Annotated in this window: 14 protein-coding genes and 1 pseudogene; 10 read left to right on the top strand and 5 right to left on the bottom strand. The window is 67.8% G+C overall.

Annotated elements, in window-relative coordinates; translation table 11 throughout:
• Nucleotides 1–124: 124 nt before the first annotated feature.
• Nucleotides 125–931 carry an alpha/beta fold hydrolase gene (locus tag FV226_RS24405; protein WP_246691722.1) on the bottom strand — a complete coding sequence of 269 codons (807 nt, stop codon included), beginning with the start codon at nt 929–931 and terminating at the stop codon, nt 125–127.
• A gap of 601 nt (nt 932–1532) precedes the next feature.
• On the opposite strand from FV226_RS24405, the gene FV226_RS24410 reads away from it, so the two are divergent.
• The 3 genes and pseudogenes from FV226_RS24410 to selB all read left to right on the top strand — a co-directional run bounded on the left by FV226_RS24410 (nt 1533) and on the right by selB (nt 5694).
• Nucleotides 1533–1976 carry a MarR family transcriptional regulator gene (locus tag FV226_RS24410; protein ID WP_246691723.1) on the top strand — a complete coding sequence of 148 codons (444 nt, stop codon included), beginning with the start codon at nt 1533–1535 and terminating at the stop codon, nt 1974–1976.
• 300 nt (nt 1977–2276) lie between these two features.
• Nucleotides 2277–3650: pseudogene (locus FV226_RS24420) on the top strand (ABC transporter substrate-binding protein).
• Between the two features lie 58 nt (nt 3651–3708).
• The gene (gene selB / locus FV226_RS24425) at nt 3709–5694 is read left to right on the top strand and encodes a selenocysteine-specific translation elongation factor (RefSeq protein WP_147764947.1); all 1986 of its coding nucleotides are present in this window, start codon (nt 3709–3711) and stop codon (nt 5692–5694) included.
• Nucleotides 5695–5944: 250 nt separating this feature from the next.
• Here the strand turns inward: selB and FV226_RS24430 are convergent, their stop codons facing one another.
• On the bottom strand, nt 5945–6844 hold the full coding sequence (locus FV226_RS24430) for an SDR family oxidoreductase (RefSeq protein WP_147764948.1): 900 nt from the start codon (nt 6842–6844) through the stop codon (nt 5945–5947).
• 98 nt (nt 6845–6942) lie between these two features.
• On the opposite strand from FV226_RS24430, the gene FV226_RS24435 reads away from it, so the two are divergent.
• A complete protein-coding gene (locus FV226_RS24435; RefSeq protein ID WP_147764949.1) occupies nt 6943–7806 on the top strand; it encodes a helix-turn-helix transcriptional regulator in 864 nt (287 codons plus the stop codon).
• A 476-nt stretch (nt 7807–8282) separates the two neighbouring features.
• Here FV226_RS24435 and FV226_RS24440 read toward each other — a convergent pair whose 3' ends face one another.
• Nucleotides 8283–8525, bottom strand: a complete 243-nt coding sequence (locus tag FV226_RS24440) for a response regulator (RefSeq protein WP_246691725.1) — start codon at nt 8523–8525, stop codon at nt 8283–8285.
• A 428-nt stretch (nt 8526–8953) separates the two neighbouring features.
• On the opposite strand from FV226_RS24440, the gene FV226_RS24445 reads away from it, so the two are divergent.
• On the top strand, nt 8954–9262 hold the full coding sequence (locus FV226_RS24445) for a hypothetical protein (protein WP_147764950.1): 309 nt from the start codon (nt 8954–8956) through the stop codon (nt 9260–9262).
• Nucleotides 9263–9476: 214 nt separating this feature from the next.
• On the opposite strand, the gene FV226_RS24450 is transcribed toward FV226_RS24445, so the two are convergent.
• The gene (locus FV226_RS24450) at nt 9477–10103 is read right to left on the bottom strand and encodes a hypothetical protein (protein ID WP_147764951.1); all 627 of its coding nucleotides are present in this window, start codon (nt 10101–10103) and stop codon (nt 9477–9479) included.
• Between the two features lie 79 nt (nt 10104–10182).
• On the opposite strand from FV226_RS24450, the gene FV226_RS28175 reads away from it, so the two are divergent.
• From FV226_RS28175 to FV226_RS24465, 4 genes are all read left to right on the top strand, one after another.
• Nucleotides 10183–10344 carry a hypothetical protein gene (locus FV226_RS28175; RefSeq protein WP_187278842.1) on the top strand — a complete coding sequence of 54 codons (162 nt, stop codon included), beginning with the start codon at nt 10183–10185 and terminating at the stop codon, nt 10342–10344.
• Nucleotides 10331–10525 (top strand): hypothetical protein, encoded by a 195-nt coding sequence (locus tag FV226_RS24455; protein ID WP_147764952.1) that lies wholly within the window; start codon nt 10331–10333, stop codon nt 10523–10525. The genes FV226_RS28175 and FV226_RS24455 overlap by 14 nt, the downstream gene beginning before the upstream one ends.
• Complete coding sequence (locus tag FV226_RS24460; RefSeq protein ID WP_147764953.1) at nt 10518–10715, top strand: hypothetical protein; 198 nt, start codon at nt 10518–10520, stop codon at nt 10713–10715. Before FV226_RS24455 ends, FV226_RS24460 begins: the two co-directional genes overlap by 8 nt.
• A gap of 226 nt (nt 10716–10941) precedes the next feature.
• Nucleotides 10942–11331, top strand: coding sequence for a hypothetical protein (locus FV226_RS24465; protein WP_147764954.1), 390 nt, complete (start codon nt 10942–10944; stop codon nt 11329–11331).
• On the opposite strand, the gene FV226_RS24470 is transcribed toward FV226_RS24465, so the two are convergent.
• Nucleotides 11328–11891: a metallophosphoesterase family protein gene (locus FV226_RS24470; protein ID WP_147764955.1), complete on the bottom strand. Its 564-nt coding sequence runs from the start codon at nt 11889–11891 to the stop codon at nt 11328–11330. The two genes, FV226_RS24465 and FV226_RS24470, sit on opposite strands and share 4 nt — an antisense overlap.
• 383 nt (nt 11892–12274) lie before the next feature.
• Between FV226_RS24470 and FV226_RS28180 the strand changes: the two genes are divergently transcribed.
• Nucleotides 12275–12472, top strand: coding sequence for a hypothetical protein (locus tag FV226_RS28180; RefSeq protein WP_187278843.1), 198 nt, complete (start codon nt 12275–12277; stop codon nt 12470–12472).
• The last annotated feature ends 46 nt before the right edge of the window (nt 12473–12518 follow it).

Here is a 12518-nt window from a genome sequence, read left to right on the forward strand (position 1 = left end):
CGCGGCCCGTAACCCGGGCTCCCATCGAAGAGGCAGAATCCAGCCTCTCGGACGTCGGCCAATCCGTGGCAAACACCGATAACGATCCAAACCGAGCGTAACACCAGACTTCTGCAGCAGCCTGCTAAGGCGCATCCTTACCAACCGTTTCAAGGATTACCCGCACCGTCTCGGCAGGCTGATCCCAGTGCGGGAAGTGGCCGCAGTGCTCGAACCAGTGCAGATGGGCCGACGGGAATGATACCTGGGCGCGTGCAGCCTGGCGCGGCAGCAGCAGGTGGTCCTGGCGACCCCAGCCTATGGTAACAAAGCCGGGGGTCGTTGCCGAACCCTGCTGCAACGGCCCGTGTGCCAGCTCACGCAGCATCGCATCGAACACCGGTGTGGCCGCGAGACTCTGCAACTCCCCTACGACAAGCTGCGGTGGCAGCGCCCACGGACGGGCCGACAGTTGGGCCAGTAGCAGCGTACGGGTGACGGCGTGGCGCGACAGGCCGGGATGGAAGGGCTGCAGCAACCGCACCAAGCGTATCGATGCCGCGAGCGTCCAGTGGAGCCAGCGCGTTTCCCACCCACGCCAGAAGCCGCCAGGATCAAGCGCTACGCAGTGCCGACCGATGCCCCGCCGCGCCAGCTCCAGCACCAGCCGGCCTCCCACCGAACTGCCGACAAGGTCCGCTGTCGTCAGGCCTTGAGATGTCACGAAGCCGGCGAGGGCGTCCGCGTGGGCCTCCATCGTCTGCCGACCGGCGAGCGGGGCCGACCTGCCATGTCCCGGCAAGTCGACCAAAATCAGTTCGCGCAAGTCGCGCAATGCGGGCAGGAGCGGATCCCAGGTGCGGAGATTGGACCCGAGCCCATGGACCATAAGCAGCGGCCGGCCCGTGCCGAGGCGTTCAAAATGTAGGGACATGATGGCATTGTCCTTCAATATTTGCGCTGCAATCCGAACAGTGGTCCGTCGCAGATTTCGTCAGGCCGGACGTCTCCGTCAGGTCCATGGGCCACTCATATCGGACGCTTCTGGGCAAGGTCGCCGGTCTGATAGTCTGCTACGGTGCGGGGCCGATCCGGCTTCGCAGTTTTGGAAGCGCCGGATGTCACCGGTGTGAGACATCACAGATGGTGCTTCCCCTCGTGGGAAGGTCAGCGCCCCTCCCATCGTCGTCTACCTTCGGACGCGACGAACGGTACGTCCCGGGTGCCGCTACGAACGTTGGAATGCGGCGCGTGGCCTTCCGGACATCATTGCCACGTCCGCACAATCCATACGTCCGTTTTCGGGATCCGCACGGCCTCGCGTGAATGACTGCGTTGGGTCGCTATCGGAAGGGCGGTTCTGAGTGGATTTTTGCCGGTCTGCTTCGGCAGACTTCTGGTGAATGCGGACGCTCTGAGAGCAGGAAAGGCAGGCCTGTGAGCAGCGATTCCCGCTGCGCAAGATACTGCCCGTTGACATCATCGTTCACGCGTGAATGATTAAGGTCTGAACGGAGCAGCGGTCAGTGTCGACATCGACGAAGCAAACTGGCTTGCGGCTGGACGACCAGCTTTGCTTCGCCCTCTACGCTGCGACGAACTCGGTCGTGCGCGCCTACCGGCCGTTGCTGGGCGAGCTAGGGCTGACCTACCCGCAGTACCTCGTCATGCTGGCGCTCTGGCAGGATGGCGTGACGGCGGTGCATGACCTAGCCGACCGGCTGCAACTCACGTCCAGCGCGATCACGCCCCTGGTCGACCGGCTGGAGGCGGCGGGCTTCGTCACCCGGACCCGCGCAGTGGACCGGCGCATCGTTCTCGTCGCCCTGACGGAGGCGGGCCGGCTGCTGGAGGACCAAGTCGCGACGGCACAGCAGGCTGTGGTCTGCCGCACTGGCCTCGGCGACCGCGAACTCGCCGACCTGCGCCAGGAGTTGAAGGATCTCGCTGACCGAGTCGCCGCAGCGGGCATGGCCCAGAGCGACGAGCCGGGCTGAGGATGCACCGCGACGGCGCACGGACGCGGCTCTCCGCGGGGCCGAATTGAATCGCGAGGGGTCGACGGCGGCCCGGGCGAAACCATCGAGGGCCATGCAGGATTGCAGGCGCCCTCCAAGATGTCGGCTCGCGTCGAGCCGAACGATGCCCGCACGCCATGCGGGTCATGACAACGAGGAGGAGACATGGACGCGCAAGCGACCGGGGATCCCGGGGGCGGCCAGCCCTGGGGACCCCACAACACGGTGACAGTGGTCGACCCGTCGCCGGTCAACTGGCTCTCCATCACCTGGAACACGATGGAGGAGGCCAACCGCGTCGATCACGACGGCATCGGTCAGCCGAGCCTCGCCGAAAGCTGGCGCTGGCTCGACGGGGAGACCCTCGAACTCAAGATGCGGGACGCGGTCTACCAGGACGGCGAACTCTTCAACGCGGCGATGTTCAAGCTCGGGTTCGACAAGGTCCAGGAATGGACCAACCCGCACCCGCCCGGCGCCTTCCTCAACTTCGCCCGAGACGTCACATGCGACGCGGTCGACGACCGCACCGTCCGGATGCGCTTCCCCGGTGGGGATTCTGCGGCCTTGATGAAGCTGCGGGGCATGCACCTGCCCTCGACGCGGTTCTGGAACGAGTGGGGCTTCGTCGACCCGAAGACGGGGTCGGCCGAAGGTCATTGGTGAGTCATCGACGCGCCTGGTCCGTGGGGGACTGGCCCGTTCGTGCTCACCGAGGGCGTCTCGCTCATCGATAGCCGCTCCGACCGCGTGGTCATGGAGCCCAACCCGACGTACTGGAACCCGGCCCGCAGGCCGACGGCCCGGATCGTCTATGACAACGTCATCGGCAAGGCCGAGGGCATTCAGTCGGTGGCGGCCGGTGACGGCCAGGTCGACGTGGTGTTCGACCTGACGCCGGACGAGGCGCACGCCTTCCCGGCGAGCGACAAGGGCAAGATCCAGACGAAGAAGGCGAAGACGATCCTGACGGGCGTCTTCAACGAGAACCGTCCGGGTTCGCCCTGGCGCAACCCGGAGGCCCGCCGGGCGCTCAACCTCGCCATCGACCAGGCCTTCGTGCTGGAGCACGGGGTGCATGGCTACGGCACGGTGATCCCGGCCTTCATCCAGCCCGGCCGCTACGGCGCGGATCCGGACATGAAGCCGATGCCGCACGACCCCGACGGTGCCAAGCGCACGCTCGACGGCCTGGGGCTCGGGGGGCGGGAACTGGTCTTCGTCGCCTCGCCCGCCTGGAAGGGCGTGGTGGACGCCATCGGCCAGTGCCTCGCCAAGGTCGGCCTGGGCTGCCGCTTCGTCAGCGACCGGGGCGACCTGCCGGACGACTTCGACGTCAAGCTCGAATGGTACTTCGACTGGACGCCGCAATATCCGGTGGCGTGCGTACACCGGGAATTCTTCGGGCGTGACGCGACCCTGCGCCAGGGTCCGGAGGATCCGAAGTTCGACGCCCTCTACGACAAGCTCCTGCATACGCCGGAGGCCGAGACCGAGGGGGTGGTTCGCGAGGTGGAGCGCTACCTGCAGGACGAGGCCAAGGCCCTGTTCCTGTACTCGCCCTTCACCCTGTTCGCGGTGTCGGAGCGGGTGGCGTTCACACCCTACGACACCTGCATGTCCGAACTCGCCGAGACCCGGATCAAGGGTTGAGGCGGAAGGCGGCGCGGGGGTTTTCCGCGCCGCCACCTCTCGTGGGCACGAAGGCCGCATGATCGTCGCCACCGCCGGCCATATCGACCACGGCAAGACCGCGCTGGTGAAGGCGCTGACCGGCATCGACGCCGACCGGCTGCCGGAGGAAAAGGCCCGGGGCATCACCCTCGACCTTGGCTTCGCCTACGCGCCGAAGGACGGTCGCCTCCGGATACCGCTCGGCTTCGTCGACGTGCCCGGCCACGAACGCTTGGTCCGCACCATGGTGGCGGGCGCCACGGGCGTCGCCTGCGCGCTGCTGGTGGTCGCCGCCGACGACGGGGTGATGCTGCAGACCCGCGAACACGCCGCCATCCTCGACCTTCTTGGCCTCGACCGCGGCGTCGTCGCAGTGACGAAGGCCGACCGCGCTGATCCGGACCGCGTCGTGGCGGTGACCGCGGAGATCCACGCCCTCCTCGCCGGAACCGGGCTCGCGGCGGCACCGGTCGTCGCCTGCTCCGCGTTGACGGGATCGGGCATCGATGACCTCGCCCGCCTGCTGGAGGCCGCGGCCGGCTCCCACGTCCGGACAGGTGCGGAGCGCGGCTTCCGGCTTGCCGTCGACCGGCGCTTCACCGTGCCCGGTGCCGGATTGGTCGTAACAGGGGCGGTGCACGCGGGCACGGTGCGGGTGGGCGACCGGCTCCTCGTCTCGCCCGGCGCGCGCGAGGTCAGGGTGCGCCAGTTACGCGTTCACGACACGGTGGCCGAGACGGCGTGCGCCGGGGAGCGCTGCGCCCTGAACCTGGCCGGTCCGCGCCTGTCCCTCGACGACGTGAGTCGGGGCACGTGGATCTTGGCGCCGGACCTGCACGGGCCGGCGACCCGCCTCGACGTATCCGTGCGCGTGCTACCGCATGAAAGTGGGCCCCTGCGCCACCGCACCCCTGTGCATCTCCATCTCGGCGCGGCCGCGGTGACCGGACGGCTGTTGCTCCCCGGGAGCGGGTCGGTCGAGCCCGGCGCGTCCACCCACGCGGTGATCACGCTCGACCGCGAGGTCGGCGCCCTCGCCGGTGACCGCTTCGTCCTGCGCGACGTCTCGGCCGCGCGCACGCTCGGGGGTGGTCGTGTGATCGACGTGGAGGGACCGCGCCGGGGTCCCTGGACGCCGGAACGCCGGGCGATCGTCGCAGCTCTCGACACCGCGGACGACGGTCGGGCGCTTCGGGGGCTCCTCGCCACCTTCGAGCCCGGGATCGACCTCGCTCGGTTCGCGCGCCTGCGGAACCTGCCCGTGGCGAAGCTGGAAGCCCTCGTCGCCGAGGTGGGGGCGGTCGTGGCAGAGGATGGCCCGCGGCTCGCCTTCCGTGGCGAGCGGGTCGCGGCGCTGGCCGCGGGCGTGATGTCCGAACTCGCCCGGACCCACATGGCGCAGCCTGACAACCTCGGGCTTACGCGGGACGAGATCGCGTCGACGGTGGAGGCCGGGGACCGTCCGGCTCTCCTGGCCGCCCTCGATGGCCTCGTCCGGACGCAGCAGGTCTTGCGGCGCGGCCCGCTCCTGCACCTGCCCGGCCACACGGCGCGCCTGCATCCGGCCGACGCCGTCGTCTACGATGGCGTCCGCGCCCTGCTGGAGGAGGCGGGCTTGGACCAGCCACGCCTCACCGTCCTCGCCGACCGCCTAGGCCGCGAGGCGAACGATCTTCGCCACCTCCTCGACAAGGTCGGGCGCCTCGGCTGGCTCCAGCGCATCTCGAAGAACTACTACGCGCTGCCGGATGTGGTCGCCGAACTGGCGCGCATAGCTGACGCGGTGGCGCGCGAGCATCCCGAGGGCCTGCTGACGGTCGGGCGTTTCCGCGAGACGGCCGGCATCGGTCGCAACATGACCATGCCGCTTCTGGAGTTCTTCGACGAGCGAGGCTTCACGGTGCGGATCGCCGAGGGACGGCGTATCCGGGCCGACTGGCGCGTCCTGGCCCTCTCGAACCTGCATGACCCATGGCCAGAGGCATCGGGTTCGGATCCAACGGACCTGCGGGCATCAGAATGAAGTTGGGGAGCCTTCTCTTGATTCGGGCTTGAAAAGTTCGGAGCGGGCCCCCGTACACGGCAGCGTACATCAGGGTATCCGGCGGCCCGCATGAACGACTGCTTTCGGGTTTCGTTCGAATCGAGTCGGACGGCGTGGTTGGGTCGGGACCCGTCCGTCCGCTCTGCGTTTAGGTCGGATGAGTTTGCGACATTCCGCGGTAGAAAGGTGAAGGCATCGAAGCGGCCGTTCAATAGCGTCATCCGTCGTCTCAGGACGAGGCGCGGGAGTAGTCCATCCGCTCAAGGTCGGCCAGCAGGCCCGGTCCGGTCGGATGCCAGCCGAGCTGAGCCTGCGTCCAGACACTGGACGCTGACATGTCGTGTCCGGCGAACAGGCCGAGCCACCCGAAGTGTCCGGCCACCTCCTCCGACGAGATGGCAGATACCGGCACCTTCAGGCCACGGCCGACGACCTCCGCGATGTCGCGGGCGCTGACACCCTCCTCGGCGACCGCCTGGTAGCGAGCACCCGCCTCCGCCTTTTCCGCCGCGAGGCGATAGAGGCGTGCGACGTCGAGGACGGGACCTGCCGCCCAGCGGTTCGCTCCTTCCCCGACATAGGCCGATACGCCCTTGGAGCGGGCGAGATCGATCAGGTAGGTGACAAGCCCCTGCTTGACCGTGTCGTGTACCTGCGGGAGGCGCATCACCGAGACGTTCACGCCTTCGTTCAGGAGCTTCGCCCCTGCGAGTTCCGAGACCACGCGGGGGTTCGGGTACTCGGCGTTGAAGACGTCCTCGCGTGCCAGCTGCCCCGGGGCCGAGCAACCGAAGCCGACCCCGGACGTGATCACGAGCGGGCGGTCGGACCCCTTGAGCGCCGAGCCCAGGGCCCCGATGGCGCGCCGGTCCTTCTCGCAGTTAGCGACGAAGTTCGAGAAGTCGTGGTCGAAGGCTGTGTGGATGACCCCGTCCGCCTGGGCAGCGCCCCGACTCAGGCTGTCAACGTCCTCCAGGTTACCGAGGAACGGTTCGGCCCCGGCTTCGGTAAGGGCCCGTACCCCAGCCTCCGACCGTGTCATCCCGATGACCCGATGGCCCGCGGAGAGGAGTTCGGGGACGATGGCCGAGCCGATGAAGCCGGTGGCGCCAGTAAGGAAGATGAGCATGGGAAGCGGTCCGTTTGGTGCAGATGCCAACTATCCGCTCAGGGCCGATCCCGTTAAAGTAGTGACCGTATCCCGGTATACCGACTAACAGGATCGCCATGCTTGCCAGCTCGGAAACCTCGTTCGGAGCATACCTGCGGGACCGACGGACCAGGCTCGATCCAACCGCATTCGGGTTCTCGGGCCGCCGGCGCACGCCCGGCCTGCGCCGGGAAGAGGTCGCTCAGCGCTCGAACATCAGCGCCACCTGGTACACATGGCTGGAGCAGGGGCGTGGCGGAGCGCCCTCGGCTGACGTCCTGAACCGCATCGCGGTCGGGCTGATGCTGACCGAACCGGAGCGCGAGCACGTGTTCATGCTCGCCCTCGGGCGTCCGCCCGAGGTCCGCTACACGCCGAAAGAAGGGATCACCCCGCGCCTGCAGCGGTTGCTCGACACGCTGGAGGTCAGCCCCGCGCTGATCAAGACGGCGACCTGGGACGTAGTCGCCTGGAACCGTGCCGCCGCCGTGGTGCTGACCGACTGGGACACGGTTCCCCCCGGCGAGCGCAACATCCTGCGCCGCATGTTCGGCGACCCGACGGTGCGGGCAGCTCAGCATGATTGGCTTAGCGTCGCCCGCTATGTGGTCGGCGCGTTCCGGGCTGACGCGGTGCGGGCGGGCGCCGCATCCGAGGTCAACGCACTGGCAGAGGAACTCAGTCGCACCAGCCCGGAGTTCGCAGCCCTGTGGCAGGAGAACGACGTCCGGGCGCACACGGACGGGATCAAGCGGCTCCGGCACCCGATCCTGGGCTCCATCGAGCTGGAGTTCTCGGCCTTCTCCGTGGACGGCCGTCCGGACCTCGGGATGATCGTCTACAACCCCGTCATGCAAAGCGTTCGCGATGGAATCGGCGCACTCCTTCGCGGGTCTCACGATAGGGTCGAGACCGAGTGCCCCCTTACGGAGCCTCTCTAGGCGCATACGGGCTGGGGGCAGCCGTGGAGTGTACGGATCCGGTTCTCGAACGAGCCAGGCGGACAACGGCGTTTCCGCGTATCGCGGCAGTCTTCGCGAGCCGTATCATCGGCTCTCGACCTGCTACGTTGCTCAACGTCCGGCCTGGGTGGATTCTTGCCAGTCCGCTTTCGGGGGAGCGCGCACCGAAGCTTGAATAGGGCGGCTGGAAATCCTCTTCGACCTGCGGCGCACGCGTGCATGGCCAGCGGCGATGAGCGGGAATCGCCGATTGCAGGGGGCTTCCTCAAAAGTTTCGCGACGGGTTCGATCCACGGTTTGTGGAAAGTGCCGTCCTCATGGGTTTCTCGTTCGGCCGACCAGCGGATGCGCCGGCTGGCCGGGTTCCACCACGGCCAGGGTCTCGGGATCGGCGGTGTCCACGCAGGCCCCATCCCCATGGGCCCACCGAAGGACGGCGCGGATTTGGGCGAGCATCACCCGTGGGTTGAACGGCTTCGAGACGTAGTCGTCCGCCCCATCTCCAGGCCAAGCGCCCGGTCGATGTCCTCGTCCTTGGCAGTCAGCATGACGACGGGCGGCCCGCCCGCCTCGCGCAGGCGCCGGCAGATGGACAGGCCGTCCTCACCGGGCAGCATCCAGTCAAGCACGATCAGATCCGGGGCCGGCGCGTCCTCCAGGTGGCGGTCGAGGCCTGCGCCACCGTCGAGGCCGACCACCCGAAATCCCTCGCCCTCCAGGTAGGCGGCGAGTTAGGTGCGGATGTCGCCGTCATCCTCGACGACGATTGTTGGGCCTTCGCTCATTGCTCGAATATACGAAGGCCGGCTGGCCAGACAACGTGAAAAAGACCTTTGTCACAAAACGTTACATCGCCCTGCCGCCCGGTCACATCGCTTTGGATCGCTAGGGTGCCGAGGTGGAGACGACCCGCCAACACACGCGGGAGCCGGGTGTCGTCACGACAACAATCCGTTTCATTGAGCCAGTGTAACGGGACGCTGCCCTAGCAGGAGGTCTCCACCTCGCAGTGGCGTCCATCCACAGGGGACCAGGAGTTTGGTCACCACGCCACCACGAGGACTGTCGACAAGGCGCTCGAGATAGCGATCTCCTGGTCTCACACCCGCTGACCGAGGAGGCCCCGATGCGCGGCGAGGATTTTCCCCATGTCTTCGAGGCCGGTGCCTACGCTGTCGCTGCGGGTCTCTCCAACGCCCTCGCCGCCGGGTCTGCCCGTGGTGACCGCTGGGTCGCCGAGGCCCGCGCCGATCAGGCCGAGGCCGCCACCCTCGACAGCCTCGCCGTCGTCGGTCAGGCCCTGGCGCGCGACCGTCGCGAGCTCGCCAAGCTGCAAGCCGAGAACGCCGCCCTCAAGGCCGAGGTCGCCGCGTACCGTGCTGCCGCCGTCAAGGCCGCTGCGGTCGCCCGTCGGGATGGCCGCCGCGTCGCGTGACGTGACAGCCCTGGAGTGACATCACGGTCGGAGCCGCGTGACGTCACGGCCCTGCGTGCCGACGGGATGCTGTCGTGTGCTGACAACGTGTGCACAGTGAAAGTATCAATCCGGAATCGACGCGCTTGACAACATGTCGCACCCGCGTCGCAGACCTGAAAAAGCCCGCCCCGGGAGACCGAGGCGGGCTTCGTCGTATCGGGGGATGGGCCGGTCAGACGCCCCGGAGCGGCTCCCACGAGGGATGGTTCACGAGGTCATCCAGAGCGTCCTGCATTGCCTGCCTGGCCTCGGCCATCCGCTCGCGCATCTCCGCGGTGATGCTCGTCATCTCGCGCTTGGACTGCTCCCACTCCCGCATCGTGGGGCAGAGCTTCAGGCCGGGGATCTCCCTCTCGCCGAGCATGTGCTTCCCGACCTGCATCGGGGTGGCGTTGGTGATCTTCAGCAGATCGACGTGGGTCAGGCTGGTCAGCCAGGCGATGGCGGGCTCGTCGAGGATGCCGTCGAGCTTAGGATCGTCCTCACCGGTGATGATGCTCTGCGCCATGGCGTACTTATGAGCCAGGGTACCCCATTCGAGGACGGGATCGACCGGCTCCGGCTTGGCCAGGGCGACGGCGGCGGGCACGCCGACCGGAGCCTGGCTGGCCTCGGCCAGCGCGGCGGCCGCGTCGGCGGCACCGGCAGCCGCGGCGGGGGCGCGACGGGGTGCGGGGGTCACGGATTCGAGGACCCACCGGCCGGCGCGCCAGACGAGCCAGGTTGCGGTGACGGCCATCTCGGCGAGGGCTGCGATGACTGATGCAATGAAGGCGGCGATCTGGCGGATGGTGTTCACAGTGGGCTTCCTTGTGGGTGGTGATGAGGATGATCGGCGGAGTGATGAAAACGACTAGCCGAGGTCTGCGCCGAGCTCGGTGGACGCCCTGCTGCGGGCCACCTTCGTCACGTTCGTGTTCGCCAGCGCGGGTCTGCTGATCGGCCTGTCTCTGTGCTTCCTCGCGGCCGCCATGGAGCTCGACGCCGAGGCCGCGGTCGCCAAGCCCCAGCCGAAGGAGGCCGATCATGGCGAAGCGTGAACCCCGGCTCAGCGTATCGGTGACGGAGGGCGCCCGGGACGCCGACACCGGCCGGACGGCGTTCCGCATGGTCATCGTGCAAGCGTCAGGCGAGGCCGGCATCAACGCGGCGCTGAAGCTCGTCGACGCCATGACGGGCGTCCTCGACCAGCCCAAGCCGAAGGTGATCGGGCGTGGGTAGGACCGACCTGTCCCAGTGGCGGGCCGAGACGGACGTGGTCGACAGGCTCGTGGACGGGCTCCTCGCCCGCGACGGGCAGGCACAGGCCGAGGCGGTTCGCGCCATCCCGGACGCCGACGGCGCCCACCGCCGGGTGTGGGAGCGCGCCTTCCTGCTGCTGTCCTGGCACGCCGCGCACGGGCCCGACTGAGCGCCCCATTCCCAAAACGGGAATCACCGGATCGACGCTTGGTAACTACCTGTTAACCACTATTCGCCCCAGGGGTTGCAGGCGATCCGCGACCCTGCGAAGGTCTGGCATCGGGTTAGCCTACCCAAACCGTCTTAACCAAGCTCCCAGGTGTCGATAGACTCCGCCCGGGACTTGGGGATTCCTTCGCGCATCGAGGCCGCCGGCCTCTGCGGGAGAAGACCCCATGGCAAGAAGACCTCAAGCCCAAGCAGCCACCCAGCCGACGTTCGACCTGCCCCTCGACAAGGAGGCCATCAAGGCCATCGTCCGGGCTCACGTCACCGCCTGGCTCACGAACGACCGTGGCGAAACCCTGCCGTCCCTCGTGTCGGAGTTCGTCCGCGTGCGGCAGTGGGGCCCCGACGAGTTCGCCGCCCGGGTCCGCCTGTTCGACGGCGCGACCGCCACGATCTATGTCGTGGGCGCGCCGGCGAAGCGGAACGGCGTCATGCCGAAGATCCGCCACGACGGGCGTGACTTCTTCTTCCACGGCGGCGATTGGGCCTGGCAGCGGTTCCTGCCGGGCGAGACCCGGGACATGGTGGCCAAGCGCGTCGGCCACAACTTCTACTAGCCTTCGTCGTCGGCTTCGGCCTCAAGCGCGGCGCCTCGGACCTTCTCCTCGGGCTGGTCCGGCGTCGCGGCGAGGCGCTCCCGGATCTCCCCGAGGGTGACCGGCCTATAGCTCCACCGGTCGACGCCGACGTCGCAGGACTGCGAGGTGTCCGGCAACATCCCGTGGCAGTGCCCGAACAAGTGGATGCTCCCCCGCCAAGCGCCGACCCACGCCCTCATGGGGTAGTGGCAAAGGATCACCCTCTGCCCCTCCAGCTTCCGGCTGACGAGCTCGTGCTGCTCGTGCCATCCGAGGGCGGTCGTCTTCGTGCGGTCGTGATTCCCACGGACGAGATACTTGCGGCCCCGGAGGCGCTTGAAGATCGCCGCGTACTGTTCCGGCGTGCCGCCCATGCCGAAGTCGCCCAGGTGCCAGACCTCGTCGCGCGGGCCGACGACGGCGTTCCACGATTGCACGAGGAGCTCGTTGTGCTCGGCGATATCGGCGAACGGCCTGGAACTCATGCGCAGGACGCCGGCGTGGAAAAAATGTGTGTCGGCGGTGAAGAAAACGGTCATCAGGGCAGCCTCCGTGAGGGGCTGCCGCGCACACGGTCACGCCCCCGGATTAGGGATCTCGGCGAGGGGACGGCGTATGGGTTTCACGGGTCTCTCCGGGGCGTCGAACAAATGCGAAAACCGCATTTGTTGGGCTGTGGAACTGAGAGGATCGCAGCTCATGGAATCCCCCACAAGGCGCGGATACCGCTGTGGTTAAGACAACCTTGGCCCTGAGGTTCGCAGTCCTATCGCGTCAGTTTTCGCCACGGAAACATGGATCGCGTCAGCCTCGTCACGCTCGCGTCAATTTCTGCCACGGGAATGCGCTCAAGGATCGCCGCCCCCATCCTTGCTCCGCCACGTTTGTTCTCTATCTGTTCCTACAGATGGAGGGGTTGGCAATGCCTGATATGACCGACATCCTTGATGCTGAGGCCGGCGAGGAGCGCGACGCGATCCGGCGGGCCTTGGCGGAGGACATGCTGGAGATGACGTCGCCGCGGCGGCCCGGGGTGGTGAAGGCCGAGCGGCCGGCGGACCTGGCGAGGGCGCTGGGACGGGACCGGCGGCGGGCGCGTCCCGTCCGGCTCGCATCCTGATCCTGGTGGGATCATCCACAGGGTCGTGACCGGGGCGGACGGGGGC

It is taken from the genome of Methylobacterium sp. WL12 (genome assembly GCF_008039475.1).
Taxonomy (GTDB): domain Bacteria; phylum Pseudomonadota; class Alphaproteobacteria; order Rhizobiales; family Beijerinckiaceae; genus Methylobacterium; species Methylobacterium cerastii.

Bases quoted from the DNA above. Each gene is read 5' to 3' on its own strand.
- FV226_RS24445 (WP_147764950.1), top strand. From the start codon at position 8,954: ATGCGCGGCGAGGATTTTCCCCATGTCTTCGAGGCCGGTGCCTACGCT.
- FV226_RS24430 (WP_147764948.1), bottom strand. From the start codon at position 6,844: ATGCTCATCTTCCTTACTGGCGCCACCGGCTTCATCGGCTCGGCCATC.
- FV226_RS24470 (WP_147764955.1), bottom strand. From the start codon at position 11,891: ATGACCGTTTTCTTCACCGCCGACACACATTTTTTCCACGCCGGCGTC.
- FV226_RS24435 (WP_147764949.1), top strand. From the start codon at position 6,943: ATGCTTGCCAGCTCGGAAACCTCGTTCGGAGCATACCTGCGGGACCGA.
- selB (WP_147764947.1), top strand. From the start codon at position 3,709: ATGATCGTCGCCACCGCCGGCCATATCGACCACGGCAAGACCGCGCTG.
- FV226_RS28180 (WP_187278843.1), top strand. From the start codon at position 12,275: ATGCCTGATATGACCGACATCCTTGATGCTGAGGCCGGCGAGGAGCGC.
- FV226_RS24465 (WP_147764954.1), top strand. From the start codon at position 10,942: ATGGCAAGAAGACCTCAAGCCCAAGCAGCCACCCAGCCGACGTTCGAC.
- FV226_RS24455 (WP_147764952.1), top strand. From the start codon at position 10,331: ATGGCGAAGCGTGAACCCCGGCTCAGCGTATCGGTGACGGAGGGCGCC.